This window comes from Winogradskyella poriferorum (assembly GCF_036553625.1).
GTDB classification, from domain to species: Bacteria; Bacteroidota; Bacteroidia; order Flavobacteriales; family Flavobacteriaceae; genus Winogradskyella; species Winogradskyella poriferorum.
This window is the reverse complement of sequence record NZ_JAZHOU010000001.1, coordinates 481,235-495,771: the sequence shown is the minus strand read 5'-3', so window position 1 is coordinate 495,771 and position 14,537 is coordinate 481,235. Positions and strand designations below refer to the sequence as shown.

10 protein-coding genes are annotated in these 14,537 nt (G+C 33.0%); 6 read left to right on the top strand and 4 right to left on the bottom strand.

Annotated elements, in window-relative coordinates; all coding sequences use genetic code 11:
- Positions 1 to 6 precede the first annotated feature (6 nt).
- Positions 7 to 633: an HNH endonuclease gene (locus V1468_RS02245; protein ID WP_331808627.1), complete on the top strand. Its 627-nt coding sequence runs from the start codon at positions 7 to 9 to the stop codon at positions 631 to 633.
- The gene (locus tag V1468_RS02240; RefSeq protein ID WP_331808626.1) at positions 626 to 2,197 is read left to right on the top strand and encodes an Eco57I restriction-modification methylase domain-containing protein; all 1,572 of its coding nucleotides are present in this window, start codon (positions 626 to 628) and stop codon (positions 2,195 to 2,197) included. The genes V1468_RS02245 and V1468_RS02240 overlap by 8 nt, the downstream gene beginning before the upstream one ends.
- Here V1468_RS02240 and V1468_RS02235 read toward each other — a convergent pair.
- The gene (locus V1468_RS02235) at positions 2,186 to 4,255 is read right to left on the bottom strand and encodes a tetratricopeptide repeat protein (protein ID WP_331808625.1); all 2,070 of its coding nucleotides are present in this window, start codon (positions 4,253 to 4,255) and stop codon (positions 2,186 to 2,188) included. The genes V1468_RS02240 and V1468_RS02235 overlap by 12 nt on opposite strands.
- A gap of 156 nt (positions 4,256 to 4,411) precedes the next feature.
- Between V1468_RS02235 and V1468_RS02230 the strand changes: the two genes are divergently transcribed.
- From V1468_RS02230 to V1468_RS02220, 3 genes are all read left to right on the top strand, one after another.
- Positions 4,412 to 4,693 (top strand): STAS domain-containing protein, encoded by a 282-nt coding sequence (locus V1468_RS02230; RefSeq protein ID WP_331808624.1) that lies wholly within the window; start codon positions 4,412 to 4,414, stop codon positions 4,691 to 4,693.
- A gap of 23 nt (positions 4,694 to 4,716) precedes the next feature.
- Positions 4,717 to 5,976 carry an oligosaccharide flippase family protein gene (locus tag V1468_RS02225; RefSeq protein WP_331808623.1) on the top strand — a complete coding sequence of 420 codons (1,260 nt, stop codon included), beginning with the start codon at positions 4,717 to 4,719 and terminating at the stop codon, positions 5,974 to 5,976.
- Positions 5,977 to 6,077: 101 nt separating this feature from the next.
- Positions 6,078 to 7,361 (top strand): glycosyltransferase, encoded by a 1,284-nt coding sequence (locus V1468_RS02220; RefSeq protein ID WP_331808622.1) that lies wholly within the window; start codon positions 6,078 to 6,080, stop codon positions 7,359 to 7,361.
- Here V1468_RS02220 and V1468_RS02215 read toward each other — a convergent pair.
- The 3 genes from V1468_RS02215 to V1468_RS02205 are packed head-to-tail and all read right to left on the bottom strand — an operon-like array spanning position 7,351 to position 13,164.
- The gene (locus V1468_RS02215; protein ID WP_331809339.1) at positions 7,351 to 8,868 is read right to left on the bottom strand and encodes a cellulase family glycosylhydrolase; all 1,518 of its coding nucleotides are present in this window, start codon (positions 8,866 to 8,868) and stop codon (positions 7,351 to 7,353) included. The two genes, V1468_RS02220 and V1468_RS02215, sit on opposite strands and share 11 nt — an antisense overlap.
- Positions 8,861 to 10,075, bottom strand: a complete 1,215-nt coding sequence (locus V1468_RS02210) for a hypothetical protein (RefSeq protein WP_331808621.1) — start codon at positions 10,073 to 10,075, stop codon at positions 8,861 to 8,863. Before V1468_RS02210 ends, V1468_RS02215 begins: the two co-directional genes overlap by 8 nt.
- A complete protein-coding gene (locus V1468_RS02205; protein ID WP_331808620.1) occupies positions 10,075 to 13,164 on the bottom strand; it encodes a hypothetical protein in 3,090 nt (1,029 codons plus the stop codon). The genes V1468_RS02210 and V1468_RS02205 overlap by 1 nt, the downstream gene beginning before the upstream one ends.
- Before the next feature lie 183 nt (positions 13,165 to 13,347).
- Here V1468_RS02205 and V1468_RS02200 point away from each other — a divergent pair, with 183 nt between their 5' ends.
- Positions 13,348 to 14,526, top strand: a complete 1,179-nt coding sequence (locus V1468_RS02200; protein WP_331808619.1) for a response regulator — start codon at positions 13,348 to 13,350, stop codon at positions 14,524 to 14,526.
- Positions 14,527 to 14,537: the final 11 nt, after the last annotated feature.

The following is a 14,537-nucleotide window of genomic DNA, read 5'->3' as shown; positions in this document are numbered from 1 at the left end:
TGAGATATGAATGTAAGAGCAAAACCACCAGTTAGAAGAACAGTTACTACAAAGCAACCTACAGGTAAAAATTGGAGTGAACATAAACCAGATCTCAAGGAAGATTTTAATAGTTGTTGTGGATATTGTGATTCTTTTGATGGCTTTAGACATACATATTTTGAAGTTGACCATTTTATTCCAAAGAGCCTATTTGAAAAGAACGGTAACATTGATTATTGCCAATATGATAACCTAACATACTCGTGTAAGTTCTGCAATAATAAAAAAGGCAGTAAATGGCCATCCAAGGACGAAACTGTTCCTAATGTTAATAACAAAGGATTTGTTGACGCTTGTTTACCGGAATATGAAAATCATTTATATAGAACATCCAAAGGCAGTATAATGTGGAAAACAAATTTGGGTAAATGGATGGCGACAGAAGCATTTCGTTTTGATGAAAGAGAACGTTCAATAATTGTATTATGGAATCTAAATGAACTCAGAAAAATAATAAATGGATTAATTCTAGAATTAGAAAATTATCAAGTTGGCGATGGAATCTATGAATCAATAAAGGAAAAACTTGGTGATTATACATTAAAGTATTTTGTTTTCCATCAGGAATTGATGGAGTATTACAATGAATAAAAAAGAGACTGGCTCATATTACACGCCATCATACTTGGCAAGTTTTATTTCAAAAAGAGTATTATCTCATTTTGAAGGCAGAAAACGTATGTCAATTTTAGAGCCTAGTGTCGGTGATGGAGCATTTATCTTCGAACTAGAAAAAGCAAAGGATATAAACATCAATTTAACAGCCTTAGATATCAACGAAGTTGAATTGAAAACAGCCTCAAAAAAGTGGAGTAAAAAAACAGCTTCATTTATTAAAACAGATTTCTTAGAGTTTTCGACTGATAAACAATTTTCAGCTGTAGTAGGAAATCCACCTTACGTAAAAAAAAATATACTTACATCAAGACAAATTGAGCTAAGCAAAGAAATACATTCAAGCGAAAAATTAACTGAGGCATCAGTTAAAAATATTTGGACAACATTTTTAGTCAAATCAAATACAATTTTGGCCAAGAATGGCGTTTTGGCTTTCGTTTTACCATCTGAATTATTACAGGTTAAATTTGCTGATGAAATTAGAGAGTATTTAAAAAAACAATTTGAAAGAATTGAAATATTTACGTTCAATGACTTAATGTTTGAATGTAAAGGTCAGGATACAATAGTTCTTTTCGCCTATAAAAAATCTGATGATAAAGGAGAGTATTTTGCAAATATTAGTTCGAAGGAAATATTAGAACAAAATTCATTTGTGTTAAAAAACAATGAACTGTTAGTTACTTCAAAAGTAAAATGGACGCATCACTTTTTGACTTCGGATGAGTTAATATTTATTGATAAATTAAAAAAAGAACTAAAAACTGTAAATGACTATTCAGAATCTAGGCCTGGTATTGTAACTGCAGCTAATAAGTTTTTTATAATTAATAAAGAAACAGAAAGTCAATATAAGTTATCAAAATATACAAAACCCATTATTCAAAAAGGGCAGTTTGTTAATGGTAGTGTAGTATTTAATGATAGTGATTTTAAACAACTAGAAGACGATAATTTACCTAGTAGACTTTTACAACTAAATGAAGATGATAGAGTTTCAAACGATTTAAGAAATTACCTGAAGCAAGGAGAATCTTCAAATATTCCAGAAAGATATAAATGTAAAATACGAAATAAATGGTATGTAATTCCTAATATATCTGTAAAGCCTGATGCTATTTTCTTCAAGAGAAGTCATCTATATCCAAAACTTTTAAAGAACAATTCAAACGCCTTCGTTACAGATTCTGCCTATAAAATTAGTATGAGAGATAGTTATGACTTGAATAGTTTTATTTATTCATTTTATAATACATTAACCTTACTTCTTTCAGAATTGGATGGTAGATATTATGGTGGAGGAGTTTTAGAATTGATTCCTAGCGAATTTAAAAAATTACCTATTCCGTATATTGAGATTAATCAAAGTGAATTCGAAAAATTTACTACTTATTTTGAAAATAAATCCAATATTGAGCAAATATTAAATCAAAATGACTTTAATGTTCTTAACTCAACTCTTGGGATTAACGAGGAAAATATAAAAAGGCTAACAGAAATTAGAAATAAATTAAAAAAGAAAAGATTAAGAACCTGATTTTTTTAATATACTCCTCATAAACACCCATTTAAAACGTAATCCAACCTCAGTAAAGGTAAAACCAGCAGCAGTAGCAGAGGCAATATTACTGTGCGTGCCATACACATTAAGTAAGCTACGCTCAGAAAATTTGTAACCAAAAGCACCTTGTACTCTATATGCTGTTTGTTTTGGGTCGTCTTCTATAAACTGGTAACCAAAAGCACCTGTAAGATTATAAAACCATTCTTTTGGTTTAGCAATAGCCTCATCTTTAATAAGGTTTATAAAAACCTCATAAGCATTAAACTTTTCTGGGCTAAAGTATATTGTTGGCACTTGGTCTTTAAATGTAATGTGTTGGTAATTTACACCAGCTTTTAATCCAGGTTTTGGTAAAATGTTATAGTATAATGAGGTAAATAAGAGGTTTCTGGTGTTACCATCGTTTTGCGAGGTGTGGATTAACTGCGTGTACCAACCTAAGTTAAAATTTGTACTAAGATTGTAGTTAGCATAGTAGTTGTTTTGCACCAACTCTCGGTCTAAAAGCTCGGCATTAAAACTTTCTACTTGGCGCTTATAACCAAGCTCTAGGGTTTGTAGTTTAAACGTTTTTATGTTTAGTGATAGGTTAGCTAATAGCTGGTTGTAATCATTGTTTTCGGCTTCGGCAGAATTAAGTCCAGCAATACCTTTCAACGTTAAATTAGGGATTAACTGATACGATAACCCAAAGGACAAGTTATTTGCACTTGCCGAAACATCTGTAACACTATTATTAGTAGTGCGATAACTGTAATTTCCTAAGAGCTGTAATTTAGTTGATAATGGATATATAACATTTGCTGAGAAGGTATAAGCTTTGTTGTCTCCATTATCAAAGGTGTGAGACGCCTTAGTTTCAATCGTTGGGCTAAAACTAAGATCTAATTGATTAATAAAATTAGTGGCATCCTTTTGCTTATCATAAAATTTTAAAGTGTTTTCTGCTGAGGTATACGCTTCATCAGTTCTGCCTAATGCTTTTAAGACGTTAGCCTTTCCTAAGTTACCATCAAAAGACGTGCTGTCGTTTACTAGAATTTGATCATAGTCTTCTAAACTATTTTTAAAATTACTTTTGTAAATGTTTAACGTAGCACGCAGAGCCAAAACCCAATTTTCATTAGGATATTCAGCCATAAGTTGATTGATTAGTTCAGAAGCTGCTTTAAATTTTTTGTTCCAGATTAAAGCTTGTGTATAGCGTTCTTTTGTTTGTTGTTTTATTGTTGCATCTGTAGAGTCGGTAATGCTATTGTAGGCTTCAGTACTTAAGGCTAAAGCTTGTTTTTCTTTGCCTTTTAGATGAGAGACTAATGCCAAACCATTCAAGGCAATAATCTTATGCTCTGATTGTTCAGCCAAACGATTGTATATGTTCTGTGCTTCATCGTACTTTTCCCATATTAAGTATAAATTACCAAGGTTGAGCAAAGTATCTTTATCGTCATTAAACAGCCCTAGATTTTTAATTAGGAGTTCTTCAGCTTTTTCATAGTTCTGCCCTTGCTGATTTTGGTAAGCATAACCTAAATAGATATATTTTTTAGAGGTTAGAGCATTTGGGTTTCCTGGAGATACTTCTAAAGCTTTTTTGACGTAGGTTAGAGCGTCTTCATATTCTTTTAGGTTTGAAAGTGTATTAGCAAAACCTAACAAGGCTGCAAAACTCTTAGGATCTTCTGTTACCAAACCTTTGTAGTAAGACTTAGCGTCTTTAAAATTGCTATTCCAGAGTAAAGATTCTCCGTAATTCAGTTTTACTTCAAAATCATTAGGATAATCTTTTAGTAAATCTGAAAACAAAGCATTAGCAGCTTCGGCTTTTCCGTTTAGTCCAATAGCACGACCATAACACAAACGTGCTGTTTTATTATTTGGGTAATCCTTTAATATGTCATTAAAGAATTGTTCGGCCTTAGCGTATTGTCCGGTTTCTAAATACGTAAAACCTTCTTGCATATTCTGAGCAGAGAAACACAGAGTAAACGCTAAAAAACTGATAGTAAATAATGATTTTAAAGTCCTCATATCTGTTACAATTTAACTATTTGCAAGTTACGGTAAGGTAGTCCTTCATTCATCTACAGTAAATTGCCATCCGTCGAAATAGATTGCTCGTACATGGAAATACGGAGGATATTTGTGTCAGATTTGAATGAAAAACGATTAAAAAATAACAAAATTATGGCACTTACAATCACAGAAAAGCACGGAGTTTTTATAATAGGAGGATCTATTAACGCATCAACAGCAAAACATTTTCAAAACCATTGTGAAGCTATTTTAAATGCAAATGGAGAATTAACTATTCATATAGAAAATGTAATAGAAATTGATGCTAATGGCATTAGAGCTATTAAGGCATTGTACAAGCAGGCCTTAAGTCAGAATAGAGGTTTTATGGTTATTGGAAATATCAATAGAGACCTTTTTGAAGAACTAAGAGCAATTAAAACAGCAGCTTAATTTCAACCTTAAAAAATAAAACTATGCAAGCCTTATCAATCCTAAAATCGAAAAAAATAACACCAGAACAACTCTTTATGGTTAGTGTTTTGGCAGTAAATGGAGGTAACTATTTGTACAACCTTATTTTGGGTCGTGTATTAGGACCTGCTCAGTTTGCAGATGCTGCCGTACTCATCACATTTTTATTGGTACTGTCTTTTGTAGCGATGACGTTTCAATTGGTTACAGCTAAATTTTCGGTGTTGTTTGAAGGTGATACTTTTAAGAGTTTTGTTGCTAAAGTCTATAAGCAATCCTTTATTGTAGGTGTAGTTTTTGGTCTTTTAATTGTGACTTTTGCATCTCAACTTCAAACGGTTTTTAATACATCATCGTCAAATATGTTTGTGATTTTTGGTTGTGGTGTACCGCTTTACTTTCTAATGAGTGTTAACAGAGGAACCTATCAAGGGAAAAAAGCCTATAAATCTTTGTCTATAACATATCAAGGCGAAATGTTAAGCCGATTGCTCATTACATTAGCTATAATTTTAATCTTCGATATTAAAGCATCTTGGGTAATTGCGTTAGGTATTTTAATCTCTTTTGCGTTTGGATTATTTCCTTTTAAAACAAGTCAGATTAGTTTTAGTAAGACTTTAAAATTAGAAGCAGAGCATAGTAAGCAAATAAAACGCTTCTTTTTGCTAACAGCGTTTTATGAGTTAACACAAATCATCATTAATAATAGTGACATCCTATTAGTGAAACACTATTTTGAATCTTACGAAGCTGGTTTGTATGCTTCCTTAGCATTGATAGGTCGTATCGTATATTTTATTGCCTGGATGTTTGTAATGTTACTATTACCAGCTGTTGTAGAACTAAAAAAAGAAGGAAAAGAAACAGCATCAGTATTGTTTAAGTATGTTGGATACATCGCTGCAATATCTGCAGTTATAGTATTAGGTTGTGTACTTTTCCCAGAGTTAATAATAAATATACTTTTTGGTGAAGCTTATATAGATATGGCACCATTGCTTTGGCAATATGCTATAGCCACATCCATGTTTGCCTTGTCTAACATCTTTGCTTACTACTACTTGTCTTTAGATAAATATGTGCCTGTTATTATCTCGGGAGTATTTGGAATGTTACAAGTTGTATTGGTTGTGTTTTACCACGATAGTTTAGATCAGGTTGTGCATATGCAAATTGTTGCAATGGCAATGCTGTTAATCATTCAGTTAGCATTTTTTAGACTCGAAGTCGTAAGACAAAAAAGGCTTAATCTAAACTAATTTACCATTCGTCTACAGTAAATAGCAAACGGTCTAAAATCAACCAATTTTATCCTTATAAACCTTCAAATTTGTAGTGTAATAAACAAAAACCTAGTATTATGAAATTAGCAATCGTAACAGCATATCCACCAAGTAAAGTCACTTTAAATGAGTACGCGTATCACTTGGTAAAGCAATTCAGAAAGCATCAAAATGTAACAGAATTGATTTTATTAACCGATAAAACAAAAGGTGATAAAGATTTACAGTTTGAAGAAGCTGGTTGCAAGATCACAGTAAAAGAATGTTGGTCGTTTAACAGTTACAAGACTATTTTTTCAGTAACAAAAGCAATCAACCAAACAAAACCAGATTCAGTATTGTTTAATTTACAATTCATGAAGTTTGGCGACAAGAAAGTAGCAGCTGCTTTAGGTTTAATGCTGCCATTGGTTTGTAAACTAAAAAGAATTCCAAACATAGTATTGCTTCATAATATTCTAGAAGAAGTAGACCTTGGAAGTGCAGGTTTTACATCAAACAAAATGATGCAAAAAATATATGGCTTTATAGGCTCTACGTTGACACGATTAATTCTAAAAGCAGATACAGTTGCTGTAACTATGCAGAAGTATGTAGATATTTTAGAAGAGAAGTATAATGCTAAAAACGTAAAATTAATACCTCACGGTACTTTTGAAATACCAGCAGAGCCAGATTATTCTTTACCAGAAGGACCGTTACAAATAATGACTTTCGGAAAGTTTGGAACTTATAAAAAAGTAGAAGGTATGATTGAAGCTGTAGAGAAAGTAAGACAATCTACAGGCTTAGATATGGAAGTTGTAATTGCCGGAACCGATAACCCAAATGTACCAGGATACTTAGCCAAAGTACAAGATGATTATAAACACGTGCCACAATTAAGATTTACAGGATATGTTGAAGAGTCTGAAGTGCCGACGTTATTTCAAGAAAGTGCAGTAGTTGTGTTTCCTTATACTTCTACAACAGGCAGCTCTGGTGTATTGCACCAAGCAGGTAGCTACGGTAAAGCAGTTGTAATGCCTAACCTTGGTGACTTAGCATTATTAGTACAAGACGAAGGTTATAGAGGTGAGTTTTTTGAGCCAGGAAGTGTTGAAAGTTTAGCTCAAGGCATTAAAGCGATTGTTACAAACGAAGCTTATAGAATAGAATTAGCTAAAGCTAATTATGAAGCAGCAACGGCTTATCCAATGTCTAGAATTGCTGATATGTATGTTCAGACTTTTAAAACGATTATTGATAGGAAGCGTAGTAAAAAAAGATTGTTTAGAACAAAACTAGCTTCTAATGTAATTGATAAAAGACAAGAACAGACTAATTCTTCTAATACAGAATCACCTACACCTATTGTTTAGAGGAAATATATTTATACGATGCCTTTTTTGCCCCATTTTTATCGATAAAACCAAAATGTTTTTGAACATTTTTTCGCCAAGGAAGTCTACCTACGACTTCCTTTGGTATTTTAGAAAAGTCGTATAAGGTCCAAGACATAAACGGAATGTCTTGTTCTGCAAAAGTAGTTTGAATTTTTTTGTGGTATTCAGCTTGGTCATCTTCAGATGGTCCAAAAGGTTTCCAAAAACCACTGTAAGACGACATACCATATTCAGTAATTACAATAGGCTTATCTTTAATTTTCGACTTTAAATTGGTATATGCTTCGGATAAATCATCAAGATTTTCATAGTAGTGAAATGAGATGAAATCGAGCTTGTCTTTAAGAATTTCTCCACTTTCTACATTCGACCAGCCTATGGTTACAGGATGATTGCCATCTACAGATTTTACTAAATCTATCATTTTATTGAGCCAAGCTGTGACCAAGGATTCACCTCTCGATTCAAAATCTAAATTGGGCTCATTTTTAATGTCCCAACCTAATAACGCATCATGATCTTTTAAAGCTGAGACTATTTTTTTGGCGTGCTGTTGGGTTAAAGTCCAATCTAGTACGGAATAGTCACCATAAAAATCAAACAAGGTTATGAGTACTTTAAGATCTTCTGTCTTTGCTAAGTCTAAAAGTTGTTTTACTTGGTCTAGTTTTGTTGCATCTACGTTGGCTTTTCCAAAACTTTCATACGGAATAAAAACACGTATACTGTTGAGGTTAGCGCTTTTTATAATTTTAAAATCCTTAGCAATCGTATCGGCATTAAAATTGTCGCCATACATATCCCAAGCTGTCGCTTGTGGATAGTAGTTAATGCCCTTAATGTTTAGTTTTAAAGTATCTTGAGTGGTTTGATTTTCAAACGGACGGCTTTCTAATTTTACCATATGTCGTATTCGCCAAAACCCATCTTCCAGTAAAAAAGTAACACGATAATCCGAAGTTTCTGTTGCGTCAAAAATTAGCTTATTGTCTTTAAAAACGCGTTTGTATTCCACAACATCATAATCTGTTAACACAGCAAGTTGACCATCTTCACTAAAAAAATCGAGTTTAGGATTGTGAGATAACGTGGTGGCATCTATTGTAGTATTACTTTCAGTATTAAGATGTATAATGTTGTGAAGGTTTTCTCTGGAGTTTTCGGTATAATAATCAGTTATGCCTTCAGTGGTATTAGTTTTGTATGCAACTTGCTTTACGTACCAAGCATCTAAATAATCTGTTTCAATAGCTTTTAGGGTTTGCTGGTCCATTGGTCTACCTTCATTAGTTAAAGGTTGCCATTGCATTTGAGGTAGATATTGCTCTACTTTTTTTACTTCGGTATGAAGCATTTTGCTTCGGTCTGCACCAGTATTAAGGTAACTGTAAATAGACGAAATACCATAAACCACCAAACCAATAAGAATGATATAAGATATCATTAACGCTGTGCGTATTATATTTTTATTGATATTACTCATAGGTAATGGTACTAAAGGATTTTGTTGTTCCAGCAGCATAAAATTCAAAATTGTATTGTCCTTTTGGGAAACGGTCTTTATTTAGTTTAAATGTCGCAAAACCTTCACGTGTTTCTTTAATCATTTTATGGTCTAAAACATCATTTTTAAATATTTTTAAACTCACGTTGAGACCATCTGGTACACGCTGATTCATAAAACTTTCAATTGGTCCTACAGTTATGGTGCGCTTATCTTCAGAAAAATGAATTTCAAAATCACCAATAGCTTTTTTATAAAAAATGACAATAGTATTGCTTTCTGCCATACCTTCAACATAGGCTTTTACATCATAACGTTCTTCGTGGTCTGGGTGCAAAAATTTTGCCTTGGCAATACCGTTAATTGTTAGTCCAGAGGTTGATGATTTGTAACCCTTGGAGTTAGTGAGATAAAAATTTACAAAGGTGCCATCGCTAACTGTATTGCCGTAACGGTCTTTTAATTCTGAAGTTGAAAATGTAGTAATTTGATTTCCGTCTGCATACTCATGAATTCTGTTGTAATCAATTTCGAAATTCGTAGGAATAGCTGGTACCACATTAACATCATATTCTTTCGAATTAAGATCTAAACATTCTGTACTTATAATGATGCGACCATCTTCTTTTTCTGAATATATATTTCTGTAAGCAATGCCATTTTGCATTACGATGTCGTTGCTGTAATTTTTGTTTATAAATTGATGCTTTACTTGCACTTTTGTGCTGTCTGCTAACGGATTGTCTAATGGGTCTGTAGGTATGGTAACAAGCATTGTATAATCTGTACCACCTGCTTCAATGCTAGGAGGGCCAATGTAGGTTTCAATAGCTTTTATTTTTGGTTGTGGATTAACATATAGTGTACCTGTTTTAAGAACAGAATCATTAATCAGTTGCCAGTTTATAGTGCCTGATTTATTGGCAAATTTTTGCGGTAATTGAAAACTAGTTATTGAATTTTCTATGCTAGGTGAAACTATAATGGTGCCGTAACTATTAGCACATAATAAATAAACAGAGGCATTTACGTTTCCTTTAAATTGTAATGAAATGTCCTCTCCAGCAACATAAGAATTTTGCGTTGTGATTAACTCAATGTCATGGTTAGAGTCACTTGAGTTTTGTTTGTTATTAGTGACAAAAAACAAAATAAAAAAGGCGATATAGAAATACTTTAGCTGCATTAATTAGGATTCCCTATATAGGTGTTAACTTCTAGTTTTACAAATTTATAAAGTGGATGGTTTATTGGTTGTAACTCATTATCATCGTGCTTAATAATTCGATTAGGTACAATCTTATCTGAAATATCTTCGTTTGGTAAACCGTTAACATAACAGTTTTCCATGTCGTTATTAATTAATTTTGAAGTTTCATTTTTCAAAAGAGCATATTCAAATGGACGTTGTCGTTGCTGTCGTATGCCATCCTTTATAAAGATATGATCTACCCAAATCAACTCTTTATATTCGTTATAATAAGATACTAATAATTGCGGAATAGTAACTTCTTCTGTACCTCCATTAAATAGTATTCCAGAAACTTTAGAATCCTCAATATTCTGAATAGAAATTGACGTACGCTTGTACAAATCTGAACTCGATACATTACCTGCCACCTGAAGATTAAATTTTGTAGGTTGCTCTTCAAACTCTACAGGTGTAAATTCATCAGGATTAAAAGTCTTTGGAATAGAATCTTGCGTTTTAGACCAGGCAATTCCTTCAAAATTTATTCTAAAGGAACTTACTTCCTTAGGCATTAATTTATGCTTTACATGATATTTTGCATTGTAGGTTGCCAAAAACTTGTTATCATCGTTATATAGCGTGCCTTTAAGTACAACGTCAGCAGGTACATTATCTATATTTTGTACCTCACCAATGAGCGCGTAATGGTTTTCAAACTTTACCAATTTAGCATCTAAAATTTCTAAGACGGGTTGTTTTAAAATGTCTTCGTGATGGGTTTCTTCGGTTGTAATACGTCGTCTACCTTGGTTAAAATAGTCGGTCGTATTCATAGAGTACAATTGATCTGGAGGTAAATCTAAATCAATGTCTTCGGGTTGTAAATACCATTTACCATTAACTTTTTCGAGATACTTATAATCGGTTTTCTTAATTTTTTCGAGAGGTGTAATCCATTCGGTATTCACTTTTATGCTTGCTAAACTGTCATTTTCGCTTATAGTTTCAGTTGTAATCGCATCGAGTTTAGCGTAAGAGCTCAATAAACCGTCAGTGACGGAAACTTCTAGCATGTATTGGTCTAATGCCATATTGCTCTTTGGGTTTATGAGGCTGTGCGCTTCTTTAAAGCGTTTAAAATCGATAGCATCGTAATAGGCAATAACGGCATTTTTGGCAGAGTGATGCGATACGTTTTTAATGTAAAACAAATAAATACCATAAAACACAATGATGGCTAATATCACAGACCATACGTGTGTGAGTTTTAAAATTAACCTAGAAAATTTGGTATAATTATTCTGAAAATTAAGATAGACAGGTGGTGGTGAATATTTTGTTTTTAAAGCATGTACCAATAAAAATTGAACGTTGAGTACAAAAGCTACTAAAACGGTTAGAAAAGGCATAGTGCCCCAAAGAATTTTTAACCAGGTGGCTACGTCGTCTTTAGGTAGAATAGATGATAACGGAGGTACATTGAGTTTTTCCCAAACCATTATGCCATTTTCTAATTGCCTTAAACGTTGCCAGCCACAGAAATATAAAATTGGATCGTAAAACTTGTCGTTAGAGAAAATGTATTTTAGATTGTATTTCTCTGGTGTAGTTAAAAATTGTTGTAACGAACCAATACCTTCTACACCTTTAAATTTTGAATTTTCCAAACGCTCAATAGGTCGTGTTGTAAGTTCTGGAAGTCGTCTTGCTGAATGGTAATTACCATCAACAGACAATGCTTTTGTTTGCGCAGACAACCATGCCATTTGGTCGCCAAAACCAAGAGTCATATAACGCCATTGGTCGTGATGATCCTGACTCAAAAAATTAATAATAGGTAGCATTTTAATTTTTTGAGGTTGGGAGGGTTTAAAATAACCAAGGCTTAGTGTAAAAATGGTCATAAACAAGAATAAACCAGCAAAGAGTCCGCCAGCAACTCTGTGGTACACATCTCCAAGGCGTTCTTGTATGAGTGTTTTTAAATCGCCTTCAACTAATCTGTAAGCAAACTCTCCAAAAAGCGGCAAAGACATTATAGATGCCCAAAGCGTAAAACGGTCTAGTGTTAAGATGTTAAACGCAGTTTCACCAAGCGCAATTCTAGGGATAGGTGTTGTACCGCCTGTACCTAAAATCGTTAAAATGGTTATAGACAAACCAAAAAACAAATAGCGCTTACTGTAATAGCGATAGAAAATATATGGTAATAAGATCAGTAAAACTCCCCAAGGAATCAAGAAAAAAACCAGTCCAGAAGATGTTATTTCCAAGAAATTATCTCGAGAGCCATGCGGAATTGGAACCTGCGTAATAGGGTTGTTTTTAGAGTTTATCCAATACGGTAAAATACAACCTACAATGATTACTAAGGATAACATTCCAAAGCTAACAATGCGTTTAAAGAGTTTAAAAAAGCTATTAAGAAATAATCTAATAGTAACTTGCTTGTAAGAAGGCACACCTTCTCTTGCGTGGTCCATTATTACCATGCCTATTAACGGAAAAATAAAAAAGACCATTCCAAAAATAGGTGTAACGTGGTGTGATGTTACCGTAACTGATATTAGGGATAATGAGGTGGCTAAATATCTGAGCTTACCAGTTTTTAACCACAAATAAATTTCTGGTAGCGCATGCATTAAAACAGAAACACCAACAATACTTGGTAGCTGTCCGAAGATATGAAGCGTTTCTACGAATGATGAGGAAAAAACAGCCAATATTGCAGCATAACCAGCCGCTTTTTTACTTGCGGTAATAAGGTAGGCATATCTGTAAACTCCAGTGATAAATAATGTTATACCAATAAATGCAACCGTAAACATGCCAAATTTGAGTCCTCCTATATATGAGAGCGCACCAATAGACTGATGTACTAATGGAGGATAACTCATCACAGTAAACCCTGTATACCACTTATAATTCCATGGCTCAAACCAACTATTGGCATAATGGTCAGCAAAAAAAAGATGTATAAGGGCATCATAGGTGGTTTCTAAAGTGAAAAAAATAGATGTACCATGAAACACTAAACCCATTAAAAGGGCAGCAATCAAATATTTATTTGAGCTTTCTTTCATCTATAATGCTGATGCTTAAATCATTTTGGTAAAGATATATAATTTCAAAGGTGGTTCTAATTTTATTCATCTTAAGTAATCTGCCATTCGTCTACACTAAATGTCTGATTAATCTAAATTAAAATTTTCAGGATACCTTATCTAGTACTTTTGAACCGAAATTAATACCTAAAATCACAAATTATGAAAATTTTAGCCATCGACGACCAACAGTTAGTATTACTTCCTTTAGAAAAGAGATTGAAGGAGTTAGGATACGATGTTAAAATAGAAACAGATGCTAATAAAGGATTGGCTATATACGATGACTTTAATCCAGATTTAGTTATCGTAGACTTTAATATGCCAAAAATTTCTGGATTTGATGTGGTAAACCATATTAGAACGTCAAAAAACCCTGAAACACCAATTATGATTTTATCAGGTAATACTCAAGATGCAATTATAACTGAAGCATTTGAGTTAGGTGTTACAGATTATATGAAAAAACCTTTAAGCTTAAACGAGATTTGTGCACGTGTAAAGCGATTAATCGGAGTGCCACAAACAGCATTAGCTAATTCTTCTGAGAATGTAATGATTCAGCAACGTTGTGTTGGTGTTGTAATTCCATGTTATAATGAAGAAGAGCGATTGCTAAGTGATGAGTTTTTAAAGTACATAGATCAACATACAGGTTATCATTTATGCTTTGTTAATGATGGTAGTAAAGACAGAACTTTAGAAGTTTTGCATAATATTCAAAAAGGAAGAGAAGATTTTATTACAGTTTATGATTGCGAAAAAAACGGTGGTAAAGCAGAAGCTGTAAGGTTAGGAATGTTACACATGGCACAAAAAGAAGATCTTGATTACATAGGGTTTTTAGATGCAGATTTATCCACCGATTTAAGAGATTTTGACGATTTAGTAAAAACTATAGAAAACTCAGATTTTAAAATTGTAAGCGGTTCTCGTATCTCTAGAATGGGAGCAGATATTACTAAAGAATCAGCACGCAAAATCATTAGCTTAACGATAAACTTTATTATAAGAAAGATTTTAAGAATGGATTTTAAAGACACACAATGTGGTGCAAAAATCTTTCATAAGGATATCATTGATATTGCTTTTGGTAAAAAGTTTGTAACGCAGTGGATTTTTGATGTAGAAATTTTTAAGCGAATGTCTATCCATTTTGGTCTTAAGAAGGCAAAAGCGATGCTTTGTGAACAGCCATTAAAGCGTTGGATACATGCTGACGGATCTAAATTGTCTATGAAAGACTCAGTAAAGATTGTAATGCAATTAGCGCAGATTGCATGGGTTTATAGATCCAAAAAATCAAAATCTAAGAATTCAGAAGTTCTTGAAGTTGCATAATAATAAGTAAA

Coding starts and splice junctions, on each gene's coding strand:
- V1468_RS02210 (WP_331808621.1), bottom strand. CDS start 10,075: ATGCAGCTAAAGTATTTCTATATCGCCTTTTTTATTTTGTTTTTTGTC.
- V1468_RS02225 (WP_331808623.1), top strand. CDS start 4,717: ATGCAAGCCTTATCAATCCTAAAATCGAAAAAAATAACACCAGAACAA.
- V1468_RS02220 (WP_331808622.1), top strand. CDS start 6,078: ATGAAATTAGCAATCGTAACAGCATATCCACCAAGTAAAGTCACTTTA.
- V1468_RS02230 (WP_331808624.1), top strand. CDS start 4,412: ATGGCACTTACAATCACAGAAAAGCACGGAGTTTTTATAATAGGAGGA.
- V1468_RS02235 (WP_331808625.1), bottom strand. CDS start 4,255: ATGAGGACTTTAAAATCATTATTTACTATCAGTTTTTTAGCGTTTACT.
- V1468_RS02240 (WP_331808626.1), top strand. CDS start 626: ATGAATAAAAAAGAGACTGGCTCATATTACACGCCATCATACTTGGCA.
- V1468_RS02245 (WP_331808627.1), top strand. CDS start 7: ATGAATGTAAGAGCAAAACCACCAGTTAGAAGAACAGTTACTACAAAG.
- V1468_RS02200 (WP_331808619.1), top strand. CDS start 13,348: ATGAAAATTTTAGCCATCGACGACCAACAGTTAGTATTACTTCCTTTA.
- V1468_RS02205 (WP_331808620.1), bottom strand. CDS start 13,164: ATGAAAGAAAGCTCAAATAAATATTTGATTGCTGCCCTTTTAATGGGT.
- V1468_RS02215 (WP_331809339.1), bottom strand. CDS start 8,868: ATGAGTAATATCAATAAAAATATAATACGCACAGCGTTAATGATATCT.